The sequence below is a fragment of the Ignavibacterium sp. genome (genome assembly GCA_032027145.1).
In the GTDB taxonomy this organism is placed as follows: Bacteria; Bacteroidota; Ignavibacteria; order Ignavibacteriales; family Ignavibacteriaceae; genus IGN3.
Genome location: JAVSMP010000001.1, coordinates 3,108,455 through 3,128,631, shown reverse-complemented (window position 1 = coordinate 3,128,631; position 20,177 = coordinate 3,108,455). Strand labels below are relative to the sequence as shown.

At 34.8% G+C, this 20,177-nt stretch carries 12 protein-coding genes; 6 read left to right on the top strand and 6 right to left on the bottom strand.

The window, feature by feature from the left end:
* Positions 1-10: 10 nt before the first annotated feature.
* Positions 11-2,344 (bottom strand): glucosamine-6-phosphate deaminase, encoded by a 2,334-nt coding sequence (locus ROY99_13120; protein ID MDT3697318.1) that lies wholly within the window; start codon positions 2,342-2,344, stop codon positions 11-13.
* 156 nt (positions 2,345-2,500) lie between these two features.
* Between ROY99_13120 and murQ the strand changes: the two genes are divergently transcribed.
* The 6 genes from murQ (at position 2,501) to ROY99_13090 (ending at position 14,478) form a co-directional block, all read left to right on the top strand.
* Positions 2,501-3,439, top strand: coding sequence for an N-acetylmuramic acid 6-phosphate etherase (gene murQ, locus ROY99_13115; GenBank protein ID MDT3697317.1), 939 nt, complete (start codon positions 2,501-2,503; stop codon positions 3,437-3,439).
* 131 nt (positions 3,440-3,570) lie between these two features.
* Positions 3,571-5,214: an FG-GAP-like repeat-containing protein gene (locus tag ROY99_13110; protein ID MDT3697316.1), complete on the top strand. Its 1,644-nt coding sequence runs from the start codon at positions 3,571-3,573 to the stop codon at positions 5,212-5,214.
* A gap of 93 nt (positions 5,215-5,307) precedes the next feature.
* On the top strand, positions 5,308-6,936 hold the full coding sequence (locus tag ROY99_13105) for a T9SS type A sorting domain-containing protein (protein ID MDT3697315.1): 1,629 nt from the start codon (positions 5,308-5,310) through the stop codon (positions 6,934-6,936).
* Between the two features lie 276 nt (positions 6,937-7,212).
* A complete protein-coding gene (locus ROY99_13100; protein ID MDT3697314.1) occupies positions 7,213-9,942 on the top strand; it encodes a TonB-dependent receptor in 2,730 nt (909 codons plus the stop codon).
* Between the two features lie 19 nt (positions 9,943-9,961).
* Positions 9,962-13,441, top strand: coding sequence for a hypothetical protein (locus tag ROY99_13095; GenBank protein ID MDT3697313.1), 3,480 nt, complete (start codon positions 9,962-9,964; stop codon positions 13,439-13,441).
* A gap of 23 nt (positions 13,442-13,464) precedes the next feature.
* Positions 13,465-14,478 carry a PorV/PorQ family protein gene (locus tag ROY99_13090; protein ID MDT3697312.1) on the top strand — a complete coding sequence of 338 codons (1,014 nt, stop codon included), beginning with the start codon at positions 13,465-13,467 and terminating at the stop codon, positions 14,476-14,478.
* A 267-nt stretch (positions 14,479-14,745) separates the two neighbouring features.
* On the opposite strand, the gene ROY99_13085 is transcribed toward ROY99_13090, so the two are convergent.
* From ROY99_13085 to ROY99_13065, 5 genes are all read right to left on the bottom strand, one after another.
* Complete coding sequence (locus ROY99_13085; protein ID MDT3697311.1) at positions 14,746-16,374, bottom strand: membrane dipeptidase; 1,629 nt, start codon at positions 16,372-16,374, stop codon at positions 14,746-14,748.
* Entirely contained in the window at positions 16,375-17,940 is a 1,566-nt protein-coding gene (locus ROY99_13080) for a DUF853 family protein (protein ID MDT3697310.1), read from the bottom strand.
* A 161-nt stretch (positions 17,941-18,101) separates the two neighbouring features.
* On the bottom strand, positions 18,102-18,917 hold the full coding sequence (locus tag ROY99_13075; GenBank protein ID MDT3697309.1) for a mechanosensitive ion channel: 816 nt from the start codon (positions 18,915-18,917) through the stop codon (positions 18,102-18,104).
* A gap of 14 nt (positions 18,918-18,931) precedes the next feature.
* Complete coding sequence (locus tag ROY99_13070) at positions 18,932-19,783, bottom strand: DUF3078 domain-containing protein (protein ID MDT3697308.1); 852 nt, start codon at positions 19,781-19,783, stop codon at positions 18,932-18,934.
* Positions 19,784-19,826: 43 nt separating this feature from the next.
* Positions 19,827-20,093: a hypothetical protein gene (locus ROY99_13065; GenBank protein ID MDT3697307.1), complete on the bottom strand. Its 267-nt coding sequence runs from the start codon at positions 20,091-20,093 to the stop codon at positions 19,827-19,829.
* Positions 20,094-20,177 lie beyond the last annotated feature (84 nt).

The window sequence follows — 20,177 nt, the reverse complement described above, 5'->3', positions numbered from 1 at the left end:
TAAATCCTGACTAATAATTTTCAGTTAATTTTCTCAGTTCAGCTGAATGAGTGTAAAACTCTTCAAGTGATAACTCTTTTAGATATACCATTCCATAAGCAGCCTGCACTCTTGGATGAGGATGTTTTAAGAAATAATCCTTACCTAAACATAATCTTATCGTTTGATATTGTTCAACCTGAATTCTCTGAGCCAATCTTGAAAACGGACCATCATACTCCCAGCTTGGAAAACTTGCAGAACGCTGAGAGCCATAACTGTTCAGAAAAGTATTTTCCATTATTGCCATCGAGTTAAGGCTTACTGGTATAAAAATATTTGCTTCGGCAGGATGGAATCTGTACCAAACATTTCTGTAGCCCCAAACTTTCACTTCCTTTATTCCGGTTTCTTTTTCATAAAGTTTAAGTGCTTCAGCAGTTGCCTGTAATACTTTGTAATGGGTATCAGGTCCGCTGCCTTCAGGGTCTAATGCAACTGATACAATAGTAGGTTTGATTTTTTTAAGTAAGTTCAAAATCGGAATAACATCTCTATCCATTTCAGGATTTTCAGTAAAGATATCTCCCTGATAAAATCCTAAACGCATATGTGAAACTGCGCTTGTATTGAAACCGAAGAAAGCCCAGACAAGCTCTTCTTCCCATTCGCGCATCATTCCTTTTAATTTCTGAACATGAGGTATATCCTTTTTACCCGGATATTGTGTTTTAAAATAATTTATAAGTTCATCAACTCTGTCTTCCAGATAAGATATATTATCTTCTTCGTATATCTCAATCATATTTCTCAGTAATCTTCTTGAAACAGCTTCCTTCCTGATTGTTTTGCTGTGTGCAGCTAACCCATCAAGATAAAGGTGGATATCACGGTTTTTTCCTTCTTTAAATTCAGGATCAAAATAGCGTTGAGTAAATCTTGAAGTAAAATCAGTCTGGCTTAAATAATATTTTAGATCCTCAAGCAATCCAAGCATATAAGAATTTGTTACAGCAGTAAATCCGCTTGTCATAGTAACAAAGTGATGGCTGTTGCTTGCATCTCTTACAAGATGTGTTATGTATGGTAAATACCCAAGCGGAATATCATCGTGATGCGGACCTGTGTGCAGAATTACCTGATTAGAAACAGGCTGCATTCCTCTTTCGAATCTTTGTATGATCGAATCGTGAATCTCTTTGCCGAATTGTTTTGGTGATTTATTTGTTCTATCAAGAATTAATTTAGTGAGTTTATTAGAATTGTAATCTTCAGTAGTAAGATCAAGCAATGATTTATTTCTTTCCAGACATAAGTTAATAATTGCTCTCTCTGCAGATGTATGAGATATCTCTGATTCTTCTGAAACATCCTGATAACGTCTTTCAACTAATCTGAAGGCTGCACCGTTTGTTAAGTAAAATCTCGCATTTGGCAAGCGCTGCAAAACAGTAGCAGGATATTTGTTGGAAATAGAGCTCTGAATAGAATCACGTACTATATTTCCTTTGGCTTCACCAGCAGCAATTATAATAGCAGTTGCATCAGTATTGTAGGTTATTGTATCAAGTCCGATTGTAATAACTAGTCTTTTCTTTGCAACTTCAACTCCACCCAGATCTGTTGCAGCTGCAGCCTGAGTTTCATAATTTGTCTGAATTAACCTTGTAGTCGAATAATGATCGCTGCCCATAACATTAAAGCCAATATGTCCATCCGGTCCTATACCACCTAGGAAAAATCCAATTCCTCCTTTTTCTCTTATTTTCTTTTCATAATCTGTGCAGAACTGATCCACTAATTCTATTGTCTGTTTCTGATATCTCTCTAAGGTAGTTGACGCCCATCTTGTTCTTAATGAAAGGTCTATAGTCTCATCAGGAAATATCTCTGATAAATGAAGATTATTAGCAGTAGGAATTTCATTAATGTTCATCAGCAGTGCTTTGTTAACATCCAATCCCCAATTACTGAAGTAATATTTTTGTATGTAATAATAAAAACTGTTATGCTGATGAGAATCAATCGGATAAAATTCATCAATTTGAATAAACTGAATACCTTTCATATCAGGTTTATTGCTTTGATCAAGATCTATTTTTTTCAATATTTCTCTTACATCATCTTTATCCCAATTCTTTAGGAAGTAAGCAACCCATTTTATAAAATGTTCAGGTGTTTTTCCGGTTGGCAGTGATACAACACCGTTAGGATTTTGTTGAACCCATTCAATAAATCTAAGAGCAGTCATTTTGCCAAGCTCCGGAAAATTTGATACCTGTATAACCGGAGTTTTTTCAGTTGGTTTATAAATTAACTTTTTCTGGGATAGTTCAAGGTAGTATTGTTCAACTTTGGATGTCATATCATTTATATATGTATTAGTAAGTAAAAATTAAATTTGTTCATCTAAATATAAGAACCTCAGCACTTCCATAAAAGATATTCATATTTTTATCAGATGTTAATTATTTAGCTAAAGTTTTATAAATTAAAACATCATTTTCTGAGATTTAATTTAATGATGAATAAACTAACCGATTCAAAATCTTTGTTTGAAGAAATCAATAAACTTACTACCGAACAAAGAAATACACGTTCATTAAAAATTGATTTAAGCTCAACATCAGAAATCCTTAAGATTATTAATGAAGAAGATAAACTTGTGCCTTATGCTGTAGAACAAGAACTTCCATATATTGAACAAGCTGTGGAAATTATTGTGAAAGCATTAAAAAGCGGGGGAAGATTGCTTTACTTTGGTGCCGGAACAAGCGGAAGACTTGGTGTTGTAGATGCTTCAGAATGTCCTCCAACATTCGGTACACCTTATGGAATGATAGAGGGATTTATCGCTGGTGGAAAAGCGGCTATGTTTCGCGCTCAGGAAGGTGCTGAAGACAAAGAAGAAAACGGCGCTAAAGAAGTTGCTGCGGCAAAAGTTAATTCCAAAGATGTTGTTTGTGGAATTGCTGCAAGCAGAAGAACACCTTATGTTGTTGGCGCAGTTAAAAAAGCAAAACAACTTGGAGCTAAAACCCTTTACATTACTACTAATCCACGTAAGGATTTTGACATTGCTGAAGTTGATGTGGCAATCTGCCCAAACGTAGGACCGGAAGTAGTTATGGGTTCAACAAGAATGAAAAGCGGAACAGCTCAAAAGCTGGTTCTGAATATGCTGACAACTGCATCAATGATAAGACTTGGTAAGGTTTATGAAAATATGATGATTGATCTGCAAATGAATAATAAAAAACTTGTCGAAAGATCCAAAAAAATTGTTATGACTATTACAGGATTAAATTATGATGATGCATCTGCTGCACTTGAAAATGCAAAAGGACATGTAAAAACTGCTTTAGTTATGATTCTTGCTAAAGTTGATTTTAAAGAAGCAAAAGAAAAATTAAAACTTGCAGACGGATTTGTAAGAAGAGCAATCGGAATTAACAGCTGATGAATTGAGTTAATGCCCGATTATTTAATTGCAAAAAACTACTCATTTATTTAATTTGAAATCAGAAAACAATAAAATATTTCTGTTTTATTTAGTTGTTATTTCCCAACGAACCTTATAGGAGGTGTTAAATGAACCGTCAAACTTACTTTGTTGTTTTTTTTCTTTTCCTGTTTATTACTTCCATTTATCCTCAAATAATCCCTCGGGCTTTTGAAATAAAAGATCCTGCAGGACTTGAACTGGCATTTGGTGGAATCATTGCTGGTGTAGATTTCGATGGCGATGGATTACCTGAAATTTATACTGTCAATACTAATTTTGTAGATAGAAATTATGAACTTATTCCCAGGATTTACAAATTCGAATGGAACCCTTCAACTGCTACCTGGGATTCAGTATGGGGTGCACAACCTGATATTGTTCAACAAAATACTTATCCTGCTCTTGCCTGGGGTGATTTAGATAAAGATGGTAAACCAGAAATATACTGGGGTCCATCAAACTTTTTAGATGGAAGTATAAATCCAAATCCATATAGAATAGTAGTATATGAGTATCCAGGTGATGGAAGTGATAATATGGGTGTTGATGATGGATTTGGCGGATGGCTGCCCAATGCACAAACAACTATTATCAATACTGATATGTTTAGTGTGGCACCGATAAAATTTGTTCTAACTGATATTGATGGCGATGGCAATGAGGAAATAATTTTCTCAAATCAATCTGCTGCAAATAATTTTCACATGGGTGTTGTATCAGTTGATGATATTCCTGATAATGGCGGCGGTTTGGAAAACTGGACTTTGAAGTTTTCCGGAGAAGGTGATGCAAATTTAGCCGGCACTGGTGCTAAATGGGATTTTGCAGTTGTTGATAGCCGTATTTGGTTATTCAATTCAAATGGAACCATATCTCTGGTAAAATATGAAAATGGTGGTTGGGTTACTTTTCCGCCTCAGTTTAATGTTGCAAATGAAGATGCTTCTTTCAGAGGTTCGCTTGTAGTTGATTTGAATAATGATGGAAACAAAAGTATTTTTATGGGTGGCTGGTTTAGCGGTAAAGTTTATCTGTTAGATAATCCAAATGATGCTGATACTCTGGTTTCTTATGAAATAGCTGATTTTGCGCCTTACTGCAATTACATAAGAGGTGCTGCAGTTGGTGATATTGATAATAATGGAAAACCAGACCTGATCTTTGGTTCAAGATACAATGCAAGTAATACAGCAAAAGTGCCTATCCTTAGAGTTGAGTATCAGGGCGGTGACAAAACTAATCCGGCAAATTATATTGCTTCAATAATTGATTCTGCTTATTGGGATAATAACGGAGATATGTTAGTTGTTGCTACTGGCAATTTAGATGGAGATGCAGAAGATGAAGTACTTTATACTCAGGGTTATTCTTTAGGTAATCCTAATGATGATCCTATGCCGATAATTGTACTTGATGCAAATGTCACTCCAGTTTCAGTTGAAAAAGAAAGCGATATTGTTCCTGCTCAGTTTTATCTGGATCAGAACTTCCCAAATCCATTTAACCCGACTACTGAGATTAAATTTGGAATTACTAAGTCAGCAAATGTTGATTTAAGAATCTATGATGTACTAGGGAAAGAAGTAGCCGTTCTTATCAATAATGAATATATGAGCGCAGGATCATACAATGTAAAATTTGATGCTTCAAAACTGGCAAGCGGTAATTATGTTTATAGTTTAACAGCCGGTTCAGTACAAATCTCTAAAAAGATGCAATTGCTCAAATAATTTATTTTTTTATAAAGTAAGTAAATGTATTTTTACATAAAATAGAAAATTTAATTAACTAACTAATGATTTAACTAACACGCAGGAGCTTATATGAAAAAAATATTTCTAACGTTGTTTTTTCTTTCTATACTGATTCCTTCTCTGTTGATTGCACAAACATTTCCTCGTACTGCAGAGATCAGTCCTCCATCACAAATTGAAGCTGGATTTGGTAATGTTATTGCAGGTGTAGATTTTGATGGAGATGGTTTGCCTGAGATTTATGCTTGTAACACAAATTTTGTAGACCGCGATTACGAAGTTATTCCAAGAATTTATAAATTCGAATGGAATCCTAATACAGCTACTTGGGATTCTGTATGGGGAGCAACTGCACCAGTTCCTAAACAAAATACCTGGCCTGCACTTACTTGGGGTGATTTAGATAAAGATGGAAAGCCGGAAATATATTGGGGACCAGTTAATTTTATAGATACAGATCCTAATCCTGCTAGAGTATTAGTTTACGAATATGTTGGAGATGGAAGTGATAATATGGGAGTTGATGATGGATTTGGATCCTGGCTGCCGAATGCATCTACATCAATAGTAACTGCAAATAATTTCAATTTAAGACCAGTTAAATTTGAAATTGCTGATCCTGACGGTGATGGGCAAGATGAACTTATATTTTGTGACAGAGCCGGAACCTGGCACGTTGGTGTATTATCTGTTGATGATATTCCCGATAATGGCGGCGGATTGGAAACCTGGACTGTTGAGTATAGCGGAGAAACTGATCCGAACTTAAGTTCAATTGGTTCTTGTTACGACTTTGTGGTAGTTGGCAATATGATAGCATTAAGTGGAGGTGCTGGTCCAATTTCAATAATATCTTATGAAAACGGCGGTTGGGTTTCATCACCAACACAATCAGGTGTAATGGGTAATAACAGTTCATTCAAAGGTTCTGTTAAAGTTGATTTCGGCGGCGGAAGTGTAGGTGTTGTTGTCGGAAGTTGGTTAAGCAGTAAAGTCTATTTAGTCGAGAAGGAAGATACTTCTGATGTTCTTACTTCTTACGAAATTGCTGATTTTGCACCTTATGCTGTTAGATTAAACGGTGCAGCAGTTGGTGATCTTGATGGTGATGGACTGCCAGATATAGTATTTGGTTCAAGATATATGGCAGGTAATACAGCAAAAAATCCTATATTCAGATTAGAATATCAGGGTGGTGATCAGACAAATCCGGCAAGCTATGAAATGTCAATTATCGATTCTGCTTACTGGAATGATAATGGTGATATGGATGTAATTTGCGTTGCTAATATTGATGGCGATCCCGAAGATGAAGTTCTTTATACTCAAGGTTATTCAAGAGGCAATCCCACTGACAGTTTTATGCCATTAATTATTTTAGACTTGCAGCACACTCCTGTTTCAGTTGAAAAAGAAAACGATGTTGTTCCTGCTCAGTTTTATCTGGATCAGAACTTCCCAAATCCATTTAACCCGACTACTGAGATTAAATTTGGAATTACTAAGTCAGCAAATGTTGATTTAAGAATCTATGATGTTCTCGGAAAAGAAGTTGCTGTACTGATTAATAATGAATTTATGAATGCTGGATCATATAACATTAAATTTGATGCTTCAAAACTGGCAAGCGGTAATTATATCTATAAAATGACTGCCGGAGCTAATACAGTATCAAAGAAAATGCAATTACTTAAATAAGTCGTTTTGTTTTATGGGCTGTCAGAAAAATATTTTTATCAGAATTCTGATTTATACTTTTTCTGACAGCTATTTTTTTATGTCTTTTAAATATTCTTGTCTGCGGCTCGCTTTTAATTGCAGTTAATATGAAAATGGTTTGTAGAAAGTTGCAATGGTTGTTCGACTTTTTTTATCACTTTTAGGTCTATTGTTTTTTAAGTAATTAGCGTTTAGCTGACCAAATCGGCAGTTTAATAAGGAAAATAAAAATAAATTTCGCCATTAGAGGTCATAATGAAAAAAATCTTACTTTCTAACTCACTTAAATTTTTTATCCTTTTACTAATCTTTTCTGTGCATACTTTTGCTGGTATAACCGGAAAAATTGCCGGTAAAGTTACTGATGCACAAACCGGCGAAGAACTTATTGGAATAAATGTTCTTGTTGAAGGAACTACAACCGGTGCAGCAACGGGTGTTGATGGTACTTATATTATCAACAATATCGAACCAGGAACCTATACTCTGATATTTTCCGGAGTGGGTTATCAAAAGCAAATTGTTAAGGATGTTAAAGTATCCTCAGATTATACTACAAGAATTGATATTCAACTTTCGAGCGAAGCAATTAGTCTGGAAACAATTGTTGTTGAAGCACATAATCCAATGATCAGAAAAGATTTAACATCATCTAAAACAGTTGTTGATGAAAGCCAGATTCAAACACTTCCTGTTGAAAGCCTGGATCAGATTTTAACACTGCAGGCTGGTATTACAAAAGGTGCAGGCGGCGAAATTCACATTCGCGGCGGAAGATCATCTGAGGTATCTTATAATGTTAATGGTGTCTCTACTGTTAATCCATTTGATTTCAGCAGAACTGTAACTATTTCGACAAATGCTGTTCAAGAGTTATCTGTAGTCAGTGGTACTTTTAATGCAGAGTATGGCAATGCTCTTAGCGGAATTGTAAACACAGTTACCAAAGAGGGTGGAGCAAACTACAGAGGTACTATTTCCTTTTATACTGGTGATTATTATAGTCTTAACAGCGAGACTTTTCTTAATATTAAGGATTTTAATCCTTTCAGTAATCACGTAATAGAAGGCACCATTGGTGGGCCTATACCTGTTTTCAACAACGCTATTACATTTTTTCTTTCCGGCAGATATAATGAAAGCAAAGGTTACCTGTACGGCAAAAGAGTTCATACTATATATGATTCAATCTGGGTTAATCCAAACAATATTGAAGATATAAGAGTTGCTGCATCCGGTGATAACAGTATTGTTCCGATGAATCCTTCGGAAGATTTTTCGGGAACAGCTAAAATAACCATTAAACCATTTTCTGCCTTCAAAATCAATTATGATGTTGTCTATTCAAATTCAAATTATAAGACTTATAACCATAACTTTAAATATAATCCTGATGCCAGCTACAATAGATATGAATGGAGTTTGTTGAACTCTTTGGAAATCAGACATGCCTTAAGCAGTAGTACTTTTTACTCCTTGCAAGGTTCACATAATATTTATGATTATAAACGATATCTGTTTCCATTATTGGATGAAGGTGGCAATGAAGTTACTTTTAAACCAGGAATGGATATATCAAAATTACATGCTGATCCAAGATATCAGCCAACATTTAAACTTAACAGAACATCACCATATACTTTTTATCCCGGCGGTACTTTAAATGATCACTACTATCAGAGATCCCATACAACCGAAATAAAATTTGATCTGACAAGTCAGGTAGATAATCAGCACGAATTAAAATTTGGTGTTAAGTTTAAAAATGATCTGATGGACTTCGAGGATTTTACCATACAGCGGGATACATCTCAATATTTAACTCCGACAATTTTAAGCTCTGAAAGCCCGGTGCATGATTTGTATTCTAAAGAACCAAGACAGTTTTCGGCTTATGTACAAGATAAAATGGAATTTACCAGTATGATTATTAATGCAGGTATCCGATATGATCTTTTTGATTCAAGGTCTAAATATGCACCTGATATTAATGCACCTACAAAAAATCTTGAAATGGCAGAGACAAAAAGTTCTTTTAGTCCAAGACTTGGTATTTCATTTCCAATAACAGATCAGGGAATAATACATTTTTCTTATGGTCATTTTTATCAATTGCCGCCTTACAGTTATTTATATACAAATCCAACATTTGAGGATAATGTTGCAAATCCTACTTACGGAAACGCAAATCTTAATCCAGAAAAGACCATAACCTATGAAATAGGCTTACAGCAGCAATTATCAGATGCTGTTGCATTTAATGTTACCGGATTCTACAAAGATGTTCGTGATTTACTTGCATTACAAAAAATAAGAACCAGCGTTAGCAGTTATTATTATAAATATGTAAATAAAGATTATGGAAATATTAAAGGCATAACATTTTCATTAACCAAAAGAAAACTTCCAACCGAGTTATTTGCATTATCGCTCGACTATACATTTCAGGTGGCTGAAGGTAATGAAACCGGTGCAGATGCATTTTTCCTTGATCTTTCTTCCGGAAGACAAAGTGAAAAAATCCCTGTTCCATTAAACTGGGATCAGGCGCATACATTAAACGGAGTTATTTCATTTGGTGCAGAAAAAGATTGGTTTGTTACTATTGTTGGAAATTTAAGTACCGGTTTACCTTATACGCCATATCTTTTTGATAAACAAATTTATTTAAAAGCAAATAGCGAAAGAAAACCACTTCAGACAAATGTTGATTTGCGTATCGAAAAATCTATCAGTCTTTCGGATTTTGTACTGACTGTATTTCTGAAAGTCTATAATCTGTTTGATACCCGAAATGAGCTTTTTGTGTACAACGATACAGGAAGATCTACTTATACAATGGAACTGAATCAAGGTGGACCGCGCGCAGCAAATGATTTATCGGATAAAAATCCACTTATTCCATCGGCTACTGAATATTTTAACCAACCACAGTTTTATTCAGCTCCGCGTGAAGTTATGCTCGGATTGATGCTGGAATTCTAATTTTTTAATGGAGACTAAAATGCTGAAAAATATAGGCTACTATCAAATGATTAAATTATTTCTCTTGTTCATCTTATTTAGTACAATAACTTTTTCACAAAAGACACCTGAGCAAAGACAAGCTGAACATCAGGCAGTGAAAGATTATTTGAATACACTAATGGAAAAATATCCACGAAGCCGTACTAACGAATCACAGCTTTCAAAAAATGCTGATAACAGGAGTCTAAGAAAAATAACCGGCGAAGAAGATAGAAAGTATTATATAATGAATGGGAACAATGTTCTTTGCCAGGTCTGGAATTATGGCGGCATTGGTGCCGGATTAGGCGGTGAAGGTCTGAGAGAAAAACTTGATATGGTTTGGAGAGATGTTCCTTACATTTTCCAATTCTCTCCTTTTGTTGGGGCTTCGGTTCCGAGTGATCAGAATCCGAATGTTCGGCTAAAAATTATTTCTGATGGTATGTATGATTATAGTTATGCAGGGCTAAGAGATGAAGATCCTGTTACCGGATTTAAGTGGACATTTCAGCCATTGCCAGGTTATGCCGATCCTGAACAGGAGTTTATGGCTTCAAATCCTGCTTTCGATTCAGATCACGATGGAAAACCTGACAGTTGGCCCAGAGAATGGTATCATGAAGCACTCGGTGAATATGTTTGGCCTGGCTATTTAACAGTTGGTGAAAATAATGCTGATCTTGAAGTTTATTGGGCAATGGACGATAGAGATAATCTTGAGTTTATAAGAGATACTCTCGCCTACACATATCATCCGTTTTTAAATGATCCTACAAAAGGAGGGCTTGGTGTATCAGTTGATGCAAGAGCTTTTCAATGGAGTAATTCGTTAGCTGCAAATGCCTTATTCTTTGTCTGGACAATTACCAATGTTAGTGATAAGGATTTGGATTCTGTTTTATTTGGTATATATGGTGATCCGGATATTGGCGGGCAGGCAGATAACAAAGATGACTGGGGTGCTTTTATAAAACCCTACGGCTCTGATGTCCAGCATATACCGGTCTATGCAAGAAGTATGGTTTACTTTTTTGATAATCCGGCTACTCCTACAGGTTTGAATGGACTGCCTGTTTATTATTTAGGCTGCAAGTTTTTGGAAAGTCCTGGTAACCCTGAGGATGGAATTGACAACGATGGTGATGGAATGACTGACGAGAGACAGGATGATGGAATTGATAATGATGGAGACTGGAATCCTGAAACAGATGATGTTGGTGTTGATGGCATTCCCAATACCGGAGATGAAGGCGAAGGTGATGGTATCCCGACTGCCGGCAGAAGATTACCTGATGGAAGACCGGATCCATTAGCACCAGGTGAACCTAATTTTGAATATACAGATCTTGATGAATCTGATCAGATAGGATTAACGAGCTTTGCAAGTTCAACATGGAATACAGACCTGAAAATGGGTAATGATGATGTAATATGGAACAGAAATATCCCCGGAAGCTTTAATCAGATTACTAATGATGCTGATATTGTTTTTACATTTGGTTCAGGATACACTTCACTTAAAAAAGGGGAATCGAAAAGAATCTCTATGGCGTTTCTTTTTGGTGAAGACTTAAATGACCTTTTAACTACAGCCGAAACAGTACAAGATATCTATAACAAAAACTATCGTTTCTTCCGACCGCCATCATTGCCAAAATTAACCGCTGTACCAGATGATAGAAAAGTTACTTTGTATTGGGACACCGGCTCTGAAGAAAGTATAGACCCGATAACCGGAAAAGATTTTGAAGGCTACGTAATTTACCGAAGTACTCGTCCTGACTTTGGCGATATTCAAACTATATCTGATGGAAGAGGTTCCAGCTTTTTATACGAGCCATTAAAAAGTATTAATGGTGTTGATGCCAAATTTGATTTAAGAAATGATATAAAAGGTTATCACCCGGTTCCGTTTCAAGGCAGAGGTGTGCATTATTATTTAGGTGATGATACAGGATTAAGACATACTTATGTTGATTCAAATGGTGTAATTAATGGGCAAACTTATTATTATGGCTTAGTGGCTTACGATCATGGCAGTGATAGTATCGGAATACCGCCAACTGAAACGACCAAAAAGATTTCTTTGGATCCTATTACCGGTAATCTGATTTTTGATTATAATACTGTATCAGTAATACCAGGACCAAGAGCAAGCGGTTATAATGCCCCGGAAATCACAAATAATAATCTTGTTCATACAAAAGGATTTTCAAACGGAATAATAAGTTTAGATATTCTTGATGACCTGAAAATGATAACTACTGATTATACTATTTCGTTTCAGGACTCATTAAATTTAGGTGATTCTGCTAAAGTTGCCGGTAAAAATTATAATGTTGTTAGCAGCAGAATAAACACCGAAACTTTTTATTTGTATGGTAGCAAAAACACTAATCTTAAATATCAGTATATAATTGATGATAATAATCTTGTTGTAAAAGGAATGGATGGAACTATTTATCAAAATGTTATTGATTATGAAATCAATTATGCTAAGGGTAGTATTAAAAGAACTAATAACAGCTCTATGCCCGATAACAGTCAGTACAGCATTACATATAAGAATTATTCGATTTATCAAAGCCAATTTTTTAATAACGAAGATGATAATATCGTATTTGATGGTATTAAACTTAAGATGCAGGATTATCCCTTATTGGCGATTGATAATGATAAAACAAAATGGACAAATGAATCTATCACTATACCATATACAATTAATATTGCCTCAATAGGTAACAGAAAGAAAAAATATCCCGGTGATTATATACTCACTTTTTCTGATCAGAATATTTCTACTGCAAGAAAGGTTATTAGCGGACGGATGATAGACATTCCCGTAAACTACAAAGTGGAAGAGATATCTACCGGTATTTCTAAACCTATAATGACACTGCTGAATGAAAAAGTGAAAAATGATTCAGCTTATACCAGAGGTGATGAGATTATCTTTTTTGCACCTGAATCACAAGGTACACTTACTGATACTTTAACCTGGGGTGTAACACTTACAAAAGTTACAGCCACAGATTCCTCAATACCAGGTACTGGTTATACGCTTTTGATTTATACTCAGAGACCATTTACAAATGAAGATGAGTACACTTTACATACTGAAGCAGGATTTATAAATAATCAAGAAGCTGTTTCTAAATTAGATAACATTTATGTAGTTCCGAATCCTTATGTAGGAACGAATGATATTGAACCGACAAACAAACTGCCAGGTCAAAACCGCGGAGAACGGAGAATATACTTTGAGAATCTTCCGATGGATTGCACTATAAGAATATTTACTCTGAGCGGAGAGTTAGTTACAACTATCGAACATCAATCCGGAATGGATAATGGAAGAGAATTCTGGAATCTTCTTAACAGGGATGGTTTTAGTGTTTCGTATGGTTTATACATTGCTCACATAGATGCACCCGGTGTTGGTGAAAAACTGATCAAGTTTGCAATAGTAAAGTAAAAGAGCAGCAGGAGAAAAAAATTATGAAAACAATAAACTATATTATTCTTTTAATATCTGCATCTGCTCTGTTATTTTCAGTAGATGCTCAAACTCTTAAAACTGGAACTACGGCTGCACAGGTTCTAAAAATAAATGTTGGTCCTCGCGCTATTGGAATGGGAGGGGCATTTACTGCAGTTGCTAATGATATTACTTCACTTTATTGGAATCCAAGCGGATCAGCAAGTATTGAATCCAATGAAGTGTTCTTTAATCATTCTACTTTATATTTAGACATTAAACATGATTACGCCGCTATTGCAAGTAATCTAAGCGGATTTGGAACTGTTGGTGCTTTTGTTTCAGTTTTATCTGTTGATGATATGCCAGTACGAACTGTTGAAAAGCCAGATGGTACAGGTGAATATTTTGGTTATGGTGCAATAATAGTTGGATTAAATTATTCGCGTTTTCTTACAGAAAACTTTTCAATTGGATTTAATGCTAAGTATATAAACGAATCTATTTGGCATATGAGTGCAACCGGATTTGCCATTGATGTTGGCACACTATACAGAATTCCTGTATTAAATGAATTACGCATTGCTGCAAGTATCTCAAATTTTGGTACAAAGATGCAGATGGAAGGCAGAGATGTAACACAGAATTTTCCTGCTGGTGCCGGCGGAGGAAATCTTATTAATGCTAATCTTGAATTGGATAAGTTTGATTTACCACTTATGTTCAGGTTTGGTCTTTCTGCTGATGTTATTAAAGATCAATCAGCAAGATTAACAACCTCAGTTGATGCAATTCATCCAAATGATCATACTGAGTATATTAACTCAGGTTTGGAATATGCATGGAACGAAACAGTATTCTTAAGAGTTGGATATAATTCTTTATTTGAAAAAGATTCTGAAAAAGGTTTAACTGCTGGTATAGGTGTAAACTATCGGATAGTTGATCTTGTTAAAGTTAAACTTGATTATGCTTATCAGGATTTTGGCAGGCTGAGTGAAGTGCATTATTTTTCTTTGGGGATTACCTTCTGAAAAGTATGATTTTTCTTTAATGAAAATCTAAAGTTCCTGAGGTCTTCTGCACAGAAGACCTCTTTTTTTGATTAGTACATTTAAACAAAATCTTTAACTCGTATAAAACTTCTAATTGAAAATCTGAATGAGTTGAAAACTAACGCTTGTGAAATTCTCAAAGTGTTTTGTACTGCTTTAAAAAAATGAGATAATTACTGTAATCAGAATCTGTAATGAGTTCGAGGTATGTGATTAATTTTTTGAGAATATCAGTTTGCAGTTAAACTAATTTCCGCAGACTTGTTCAAATACTCTTTTAAAATTTCCACCTAAGAATTTTGCAACTTCCTGTTCTGTATAACCATGTTGTAATAATGCCAATGTCAGCTGAGGAAACTTACTGACGTCTTCCAGACCAAATGGAGTTACTTCTATTCCATCAAAATCAGAACCGAGTGAAACATAATCAGTCCCTACTAAATTTACGATATGATCAATATGAGCAATTACATCATCAATTGATGCACTAGCACTTCCATTAAGAAAATATGGATAGAAAACCACTCCGATTACTCCGCCGGTGTTAGCAATATCCTCTATCTGCCAGTCGTAAAGATTTCTTCTGTGATCGTGAATACTTCTCGCTCCGCTGTGTGATGCAATTATAGGATTTGTTGTAATTGTTAAAATATCCTGAATAGTTTTTATTCCGGTATGAGAAACATCAATAATTACTCCAAGCGAATCCAGTTTACGAATTACTTCTTTTCCAAAATTACTTAATCCTTGAGTAAGAGTTCTGCTGTCATTTGCAGAGATAGCCCAACTGGTACTGTTATTCCAGGTGATTGTTAAATATCTCATACCTGAATTATAAAGCTCAATAAGATTGTCAATACTATTATCTATATGATGACCGCCTTCAACACCGATAACTCCTGCAATTTTATTCTGATTGTTAAGTATTAAAGCTTCCTGAATTGTGTTAGCCTGCCCAATCGTTTGTGTATTCGAAGACAGTTCAGAATAAAAACGATCGCGCATTGCCAAAGCGGGTCCGAAATAATAAGGATAATCAGATGGATTTACCCAAATCGAAAAAAATTGAATATCAACTTCACCAATTTGCAGCCTTGGTATATCGGTATGATTATATGAATGAAGATCTTTCAGATGATAGCTTGTATCGCTTATCATTACTTCCAGTACATCGTTGTGAAGATCAATCAAAGTATATTTTGAATGAATTGTCTGCAGTTCAGTGACAAAATTTTCTCCGCCAACAACCGAAGCATAAATTGAATCAGCAGCATAGCTAAACTTAGTAACCACTATTTCAAGGTCAACTGCTGATTTGTTAGCTGCAGAATAGTTTTTTGAAATTCCGGAATGAATTTCTCCAAGACCAATCCCACTACCACCATCAAGCTGAATCATCTTTTTGGTTAATGATTTATTACCGAAAGAAATGGTGTATAAATAAACTCCTGCGCTTCCTTTACTGTACCAGTCAACTGTATAAACGCCGGCAGTTAAGTAAGTACTCTTTTGATTAATCATTTCACCAAGAATATTATGAACACTGATAGTAACCTGTCCTTCTGATGGTATCGAAAAATTAATTTTAGTAGATGGATTAAATGGGTTAGGGAAGTTTTGTTCAACTTTGAAATCATTTGGCAGATAAGTAATCGGTTCAGTAGAAACAGCGATAACATCATATTGCCAGTTGCCGGCAATATCCGAAAACACAGAATCTATTATTCCATTCTGCAAATCCTTAATCTGAACCTTTGCATTTTCTATTGGTGAATTGGTTTTTAAATCTTTAACATAACCGGTTATAGTAATCGTTTGTGCAAGAGTCAGCAGATTTAAAAAAGCAAATAATAATAACAGAAGTTTAACTCTCATTTATCTTCTTCTTCCCCCGACTCCAAGAACACCAAGTAAACCACGGGTTATTTCTCTGACTAAAGTTCTGCCAACCTGTTTGGAAAGAGAGCTGTTTATAACTTTATCCATAGTACTCTTTTCAGTTCTGCGTGTAGTAGTTGTTTGTCTTTGAGTAGGCTGCGGGTACTGATATTTGGTTGCTTCGGGAATTTTAAGTTCAAACTCCTTTGCTGCATTAATTTTCTTATTCAGGATTTCATAAGCACTTTCTCTGTCTATAACATCACTATACTTTTTATAAAGAAATGATGCCTTAACTTTAGCATCAAGTTCTTCAGGTGATAAGATATCCATTCTTGATCTTGGTGCACAAAGCAATGTTGCAGCAAGCGGTGTTGGAACGCCTTTCTCATTTAATGTGCTTATAGCAGCCTCGCCAATACCAAGTGAAGTGAGTAATTCATCAGTTTTATAAAATTCTGATATCGGGTAATTTTCAGATGTTAACTTTATCATCTTTCTATCTTGTGCAGTAAATGCTCTGAGTGCATGCTGTATTTTCAATCCAAGCTGGCTAAGAACTGCCTGAGGTACATCGGTTGGATTCTGTGTACAAAAATAAATTCCTACACCTTTTGATCTTATAAGTTTAATTATTGTTTCAATCTGATCAAGCAATGCTTTACTTGCTTCTTTAAATATTAAATGGGCTTCATCAATAACAATAACCAGTTTAGGCTCTGCCTTATCACCAAGTTCAGGAAAAGTTGAATAAATTTCTGCCAGAAGCGAAAGCATAAAAGTAGAAAATAATTTTGGACGGTCTTGTAAATCAATTAAACGTAAAACAGAAATTACTCCATTACCATTTTCATCAATCCTTAAAAGATCTTCAACTTCAAATGATCTTTCTCCAAAGAATTTTTCAGCACCCTGTTGTTCAAGTTCTACTACTTTCCTTAATATGGTTCCAATTGATGCCGGCGAAATTGCCCCATAGTCTTTAGCAATATCTTGTTTACCTTCATCGGCAGCATATTGCAGAATCTTTTTCAGATCTTTCAGATCGAGTAAAGGAAGATTATTATCATCACAATATTTAAATAGAACTGCGATAAGTCCGGCTTGTGTATCATTCAGTTCAAGTATTTTGGAAACAAGGATAGGACCAAACTCTGAAACTGTTGCTCTAAGGCGGGTTCCTTTTTCATCTGACAAAGTCAAAAATTCAACAGGAAATTCTTTTGGGATAAAAGGCAAACCTATCTTTGAGTGCCTCTCATCAATTTTTGGGTTTGAAGCCCCTGCCGCTGCAATGCCGCTTAAGTCACCTTTAATATCCATTAAAAGAACAGGGATACTTTTTTCGGACAATGCTTCTGCAAAAACCTGTACTGTTTTTGTTTTACCAGTACCAGTTGCACCTGCTATCAATCCGTGTCTATTAATTGTGTTAAGAGGAACTTTTACGAGAAGGTTTTGCTGAGCTTCCTTTTCATAAATTGCAGTACCAAGTGTCAGTGAATCACCTTTAAAAGAATATCCTTCTTGGATTGAAGTGATAAATTTTTCTACAGAGTTCATACTTATTCCCAATAATGTTTTCAACTATGATATAAATAAGCTTTCTTAAAAGTAATATTTTGAATCGCACAGAGCAGTATGAACTGACTAATCAGATTAGTATGAGTGCGATTCTGACAAATATAGTGTCAGCAAAATAATTAACGCTTTCAATTAACTCTTTATTTACTCTGATGAATATAAACATCTCTTTGCGGATAAGGGATAGAAATATTTTCTTCATCAAATTTTTTCTTAATCTGTTCAATCAATCTGAATCTAACTTCAACTGCTTTTTTGTTAACCACCCATGGTCTTACATAGATTCTTACTGAATTATCGGTGAGCTCCCCAACAGCGATTATTGCTGCAGGTTGTTTCAAAATATCTGCATCATTATCAATAATAGATTGCAGAGTTGATTTTGCTTTATCAATATCATCCTTATAACTGATGCCAACAACCAGATCAATCATACGATTTTCTTTTTCAGAATAATTAATAATGTTATCATTAATGAGTTTAGAGTTTGGGATAAATATTACCTTATTCTCAATCGTAATCAGAGTTGTATTGAAAATCCCAACTTTTTCAACTGTACCTTTAACGTCTCCGCTCTCGATAAACTGTCCTACTTTTACCTGCCTGAAAATAATCAACATAATACCTGCTGCTACATTTGATAAAGATCCTTGTAATGCCAGACCTATTGCCAAACCTGCAGCGCCAAGGGCGGCAATTAATGAAGTTGTCTCAATACCCAGACGTGAGACTGCAGCAATAATAACAAATAAATATAATGCAAACTTTAATGCACTGGATGAGAACTCAACTAAAGTAATATCAACATTTTTTTTGTTTAATATTTTCTTTAATAATTTTGTAACAGATTTAGAAACCCAAATACCAATAATTAATATTGCAGCAGCAGATATTATATGTATTCCAAATTCTGTTACATATTGTCTAAGTTCAGGCAGTATTTCTTTCCAATCCATTAAATTATTTCAGGTTAAAATAGTGAATAACTGAATCCTAACTGTAATGCTTCTCTTAGCTGTGTCTTTCTTGTTTGGCTTATTTCGTGCAAAACTGTAACAGCTAAATTTACATTTATATAATCATTTACCTTTGCAGTAATAATATTATCCCATCTTACATCCCAAACATCCAATGCTTTAAATCTTGTGAATAATCTTAAAAAAGTATTATAGGTCATATTAGGCAGAAATTCGTATTTAACTTCAGTAACAGATTCCAAACCTGTTTCAAATTTAAAATCTTCAATTTTAGTCTGGGTTTCAGGGTCATCGGTATAAAGAGCAGCAAATTTATCTGCGAATGTTTGTTGGAATGCAATTCCCAAACGGGTAGTGATTACTTTGTTCTTATCGAAGGTAAAACCGATTGCTTCTGTAAGATAGCCCGGATCAAAGAAGTTTACAATCTGTAATTCAGGATTAACACTGTAATCGTATCCTTTAGTTAAAGCGCTTCTGAAGGTTACAGATACATAAGGGTCAACTGCCCAGCCGATACTTCTTGAACCAACACTTTCAAAGTAAATATCATTTTCTGTTGTTCTGTAGCCAACATCTTCCAATCTTGTTCGCCCAAAAATAGCATTTAATCTGTTTTTCCATTTCCATGGATGATCAAAATATACAGCACCTAAATTTGTATAAACAGCAAATGCCAATGAGTTTGTTCCGCCCTGTGCCCAATTAGAAAATGCTGTCTGACTCAGGTTTACACCAACAACACCGTTCATATTCCATCCGTTTTTTAGTAGCGAATCAGGAATTTCCTGAGCAAAAGCACTGATTGAAATACTAATTATCAATAAAAAAAATATTCTTTTCATTTTTCCCTTTGATGATTTTGTTTTTAATAAGTAAGCATAAAAATTAAATTGATATTCCGATAACCTGATTAAGCTTTACAGGAAAATCAAAATAGAAAAAGTCATTATCCTCTTTTACAACTTTATCTTTAGTTAGAAAATACTGCTCGGTTTTATTTGAGCTTTTTGAATCACTATAAATAAAATGCAAGCTGTCTTCAAAGTAATATTTTGGAAGTCTTATTTTCTTATGAGCAAATAAATAAGCCATATCAACGGCAATTTTTCTCAAAACACCGCTTGTGTTTGCATATAAGTATATAGGTCTCATTTTCCTCTATTTTTTCTGTAAAATTAATCATATTGTATTAGAACTAAAAGCCAGAATCACCCGGTTGTTATACAAATCAATCCA

Coding starts and splice junctions, on each gene's coding strand:
- ROY99_13120 (MDT3697318.1), bottom strand. CDS start 2,344: ATGACATCCAAAGTTGAACAATACTACCTTGAACTATCCCAGAAAAAG.
- ROY99_13065 (MDT3697307.1), bottom strand. CDS start 20,093: ATGAGACCTATATACTTATATGCAAACACAAGCGGTGTTTTGAGAAAA.
- ROY99_13110 (MDT3697316.1), top strand. CDS start 3,571: ATGAACCGTCAAACTTACTTTGTTGTTTTTTTTCTTTTCCTGTTTATT.
- ROY99_13075 (MDT3697309.1), bottom strand. CDS start 18,917: ATGGATTGGAAAGAAATACTGCCTGAACTTAGACAATATGTAACAGAA.
- ROY99_13100 (MDT3697314.1), top strand. CDS start 7,213: ATGAAAAAAATCTTACTTTCTAACTCACTTAAATTTTTTATCCTTTTA.
- murQ (MDT3697317.1), top strand. CDS start 2,501: ATGATGAATAAACTAACCGATTCAAAATCTTTGTTTGAAGAAATCAAT.
- ROY99_13105 (MDT3697315.1), top strand. CDS start 5,308: ATGAAAAAAATATTTCTAACGTTGTTTTTTCTTTCTATACTGATTCCT.
- ROY99_13090 (MDT3697312.1), top strand. CDS start 13,465: ATGAAAACAATAAACTATATTATTCTTTTAATATCTGCATCTGCTCTG.
- ROY99_13085 (MDT3697311.1), bottom strand. CDS start 16,374: ATGAGAGTTAAACTTCTGTTATTATTATTTGCTTTTTTAAATCTGCTG.
- ROY99_13080 (MDT3697310.1), bottom strand. CDS start 17,940: ATGAACTCTGTAGAAAAATTTATCACTTCAATCCAAGAAGGATATTCT.
- ROY99_13070 (MDT3697308.1), bottom strand. CDS start 19,783: ATGAAAAGAATATTTTTTTTATTGATAATTAGTATTTCAATCAGTGCT.
- ROY99_13095 (MDT3697313.1), top strand. CDS start 9,962: ATGCTGAAAAATATAGGCTACTATCAAATGATTAAATTATTTCTCTTG.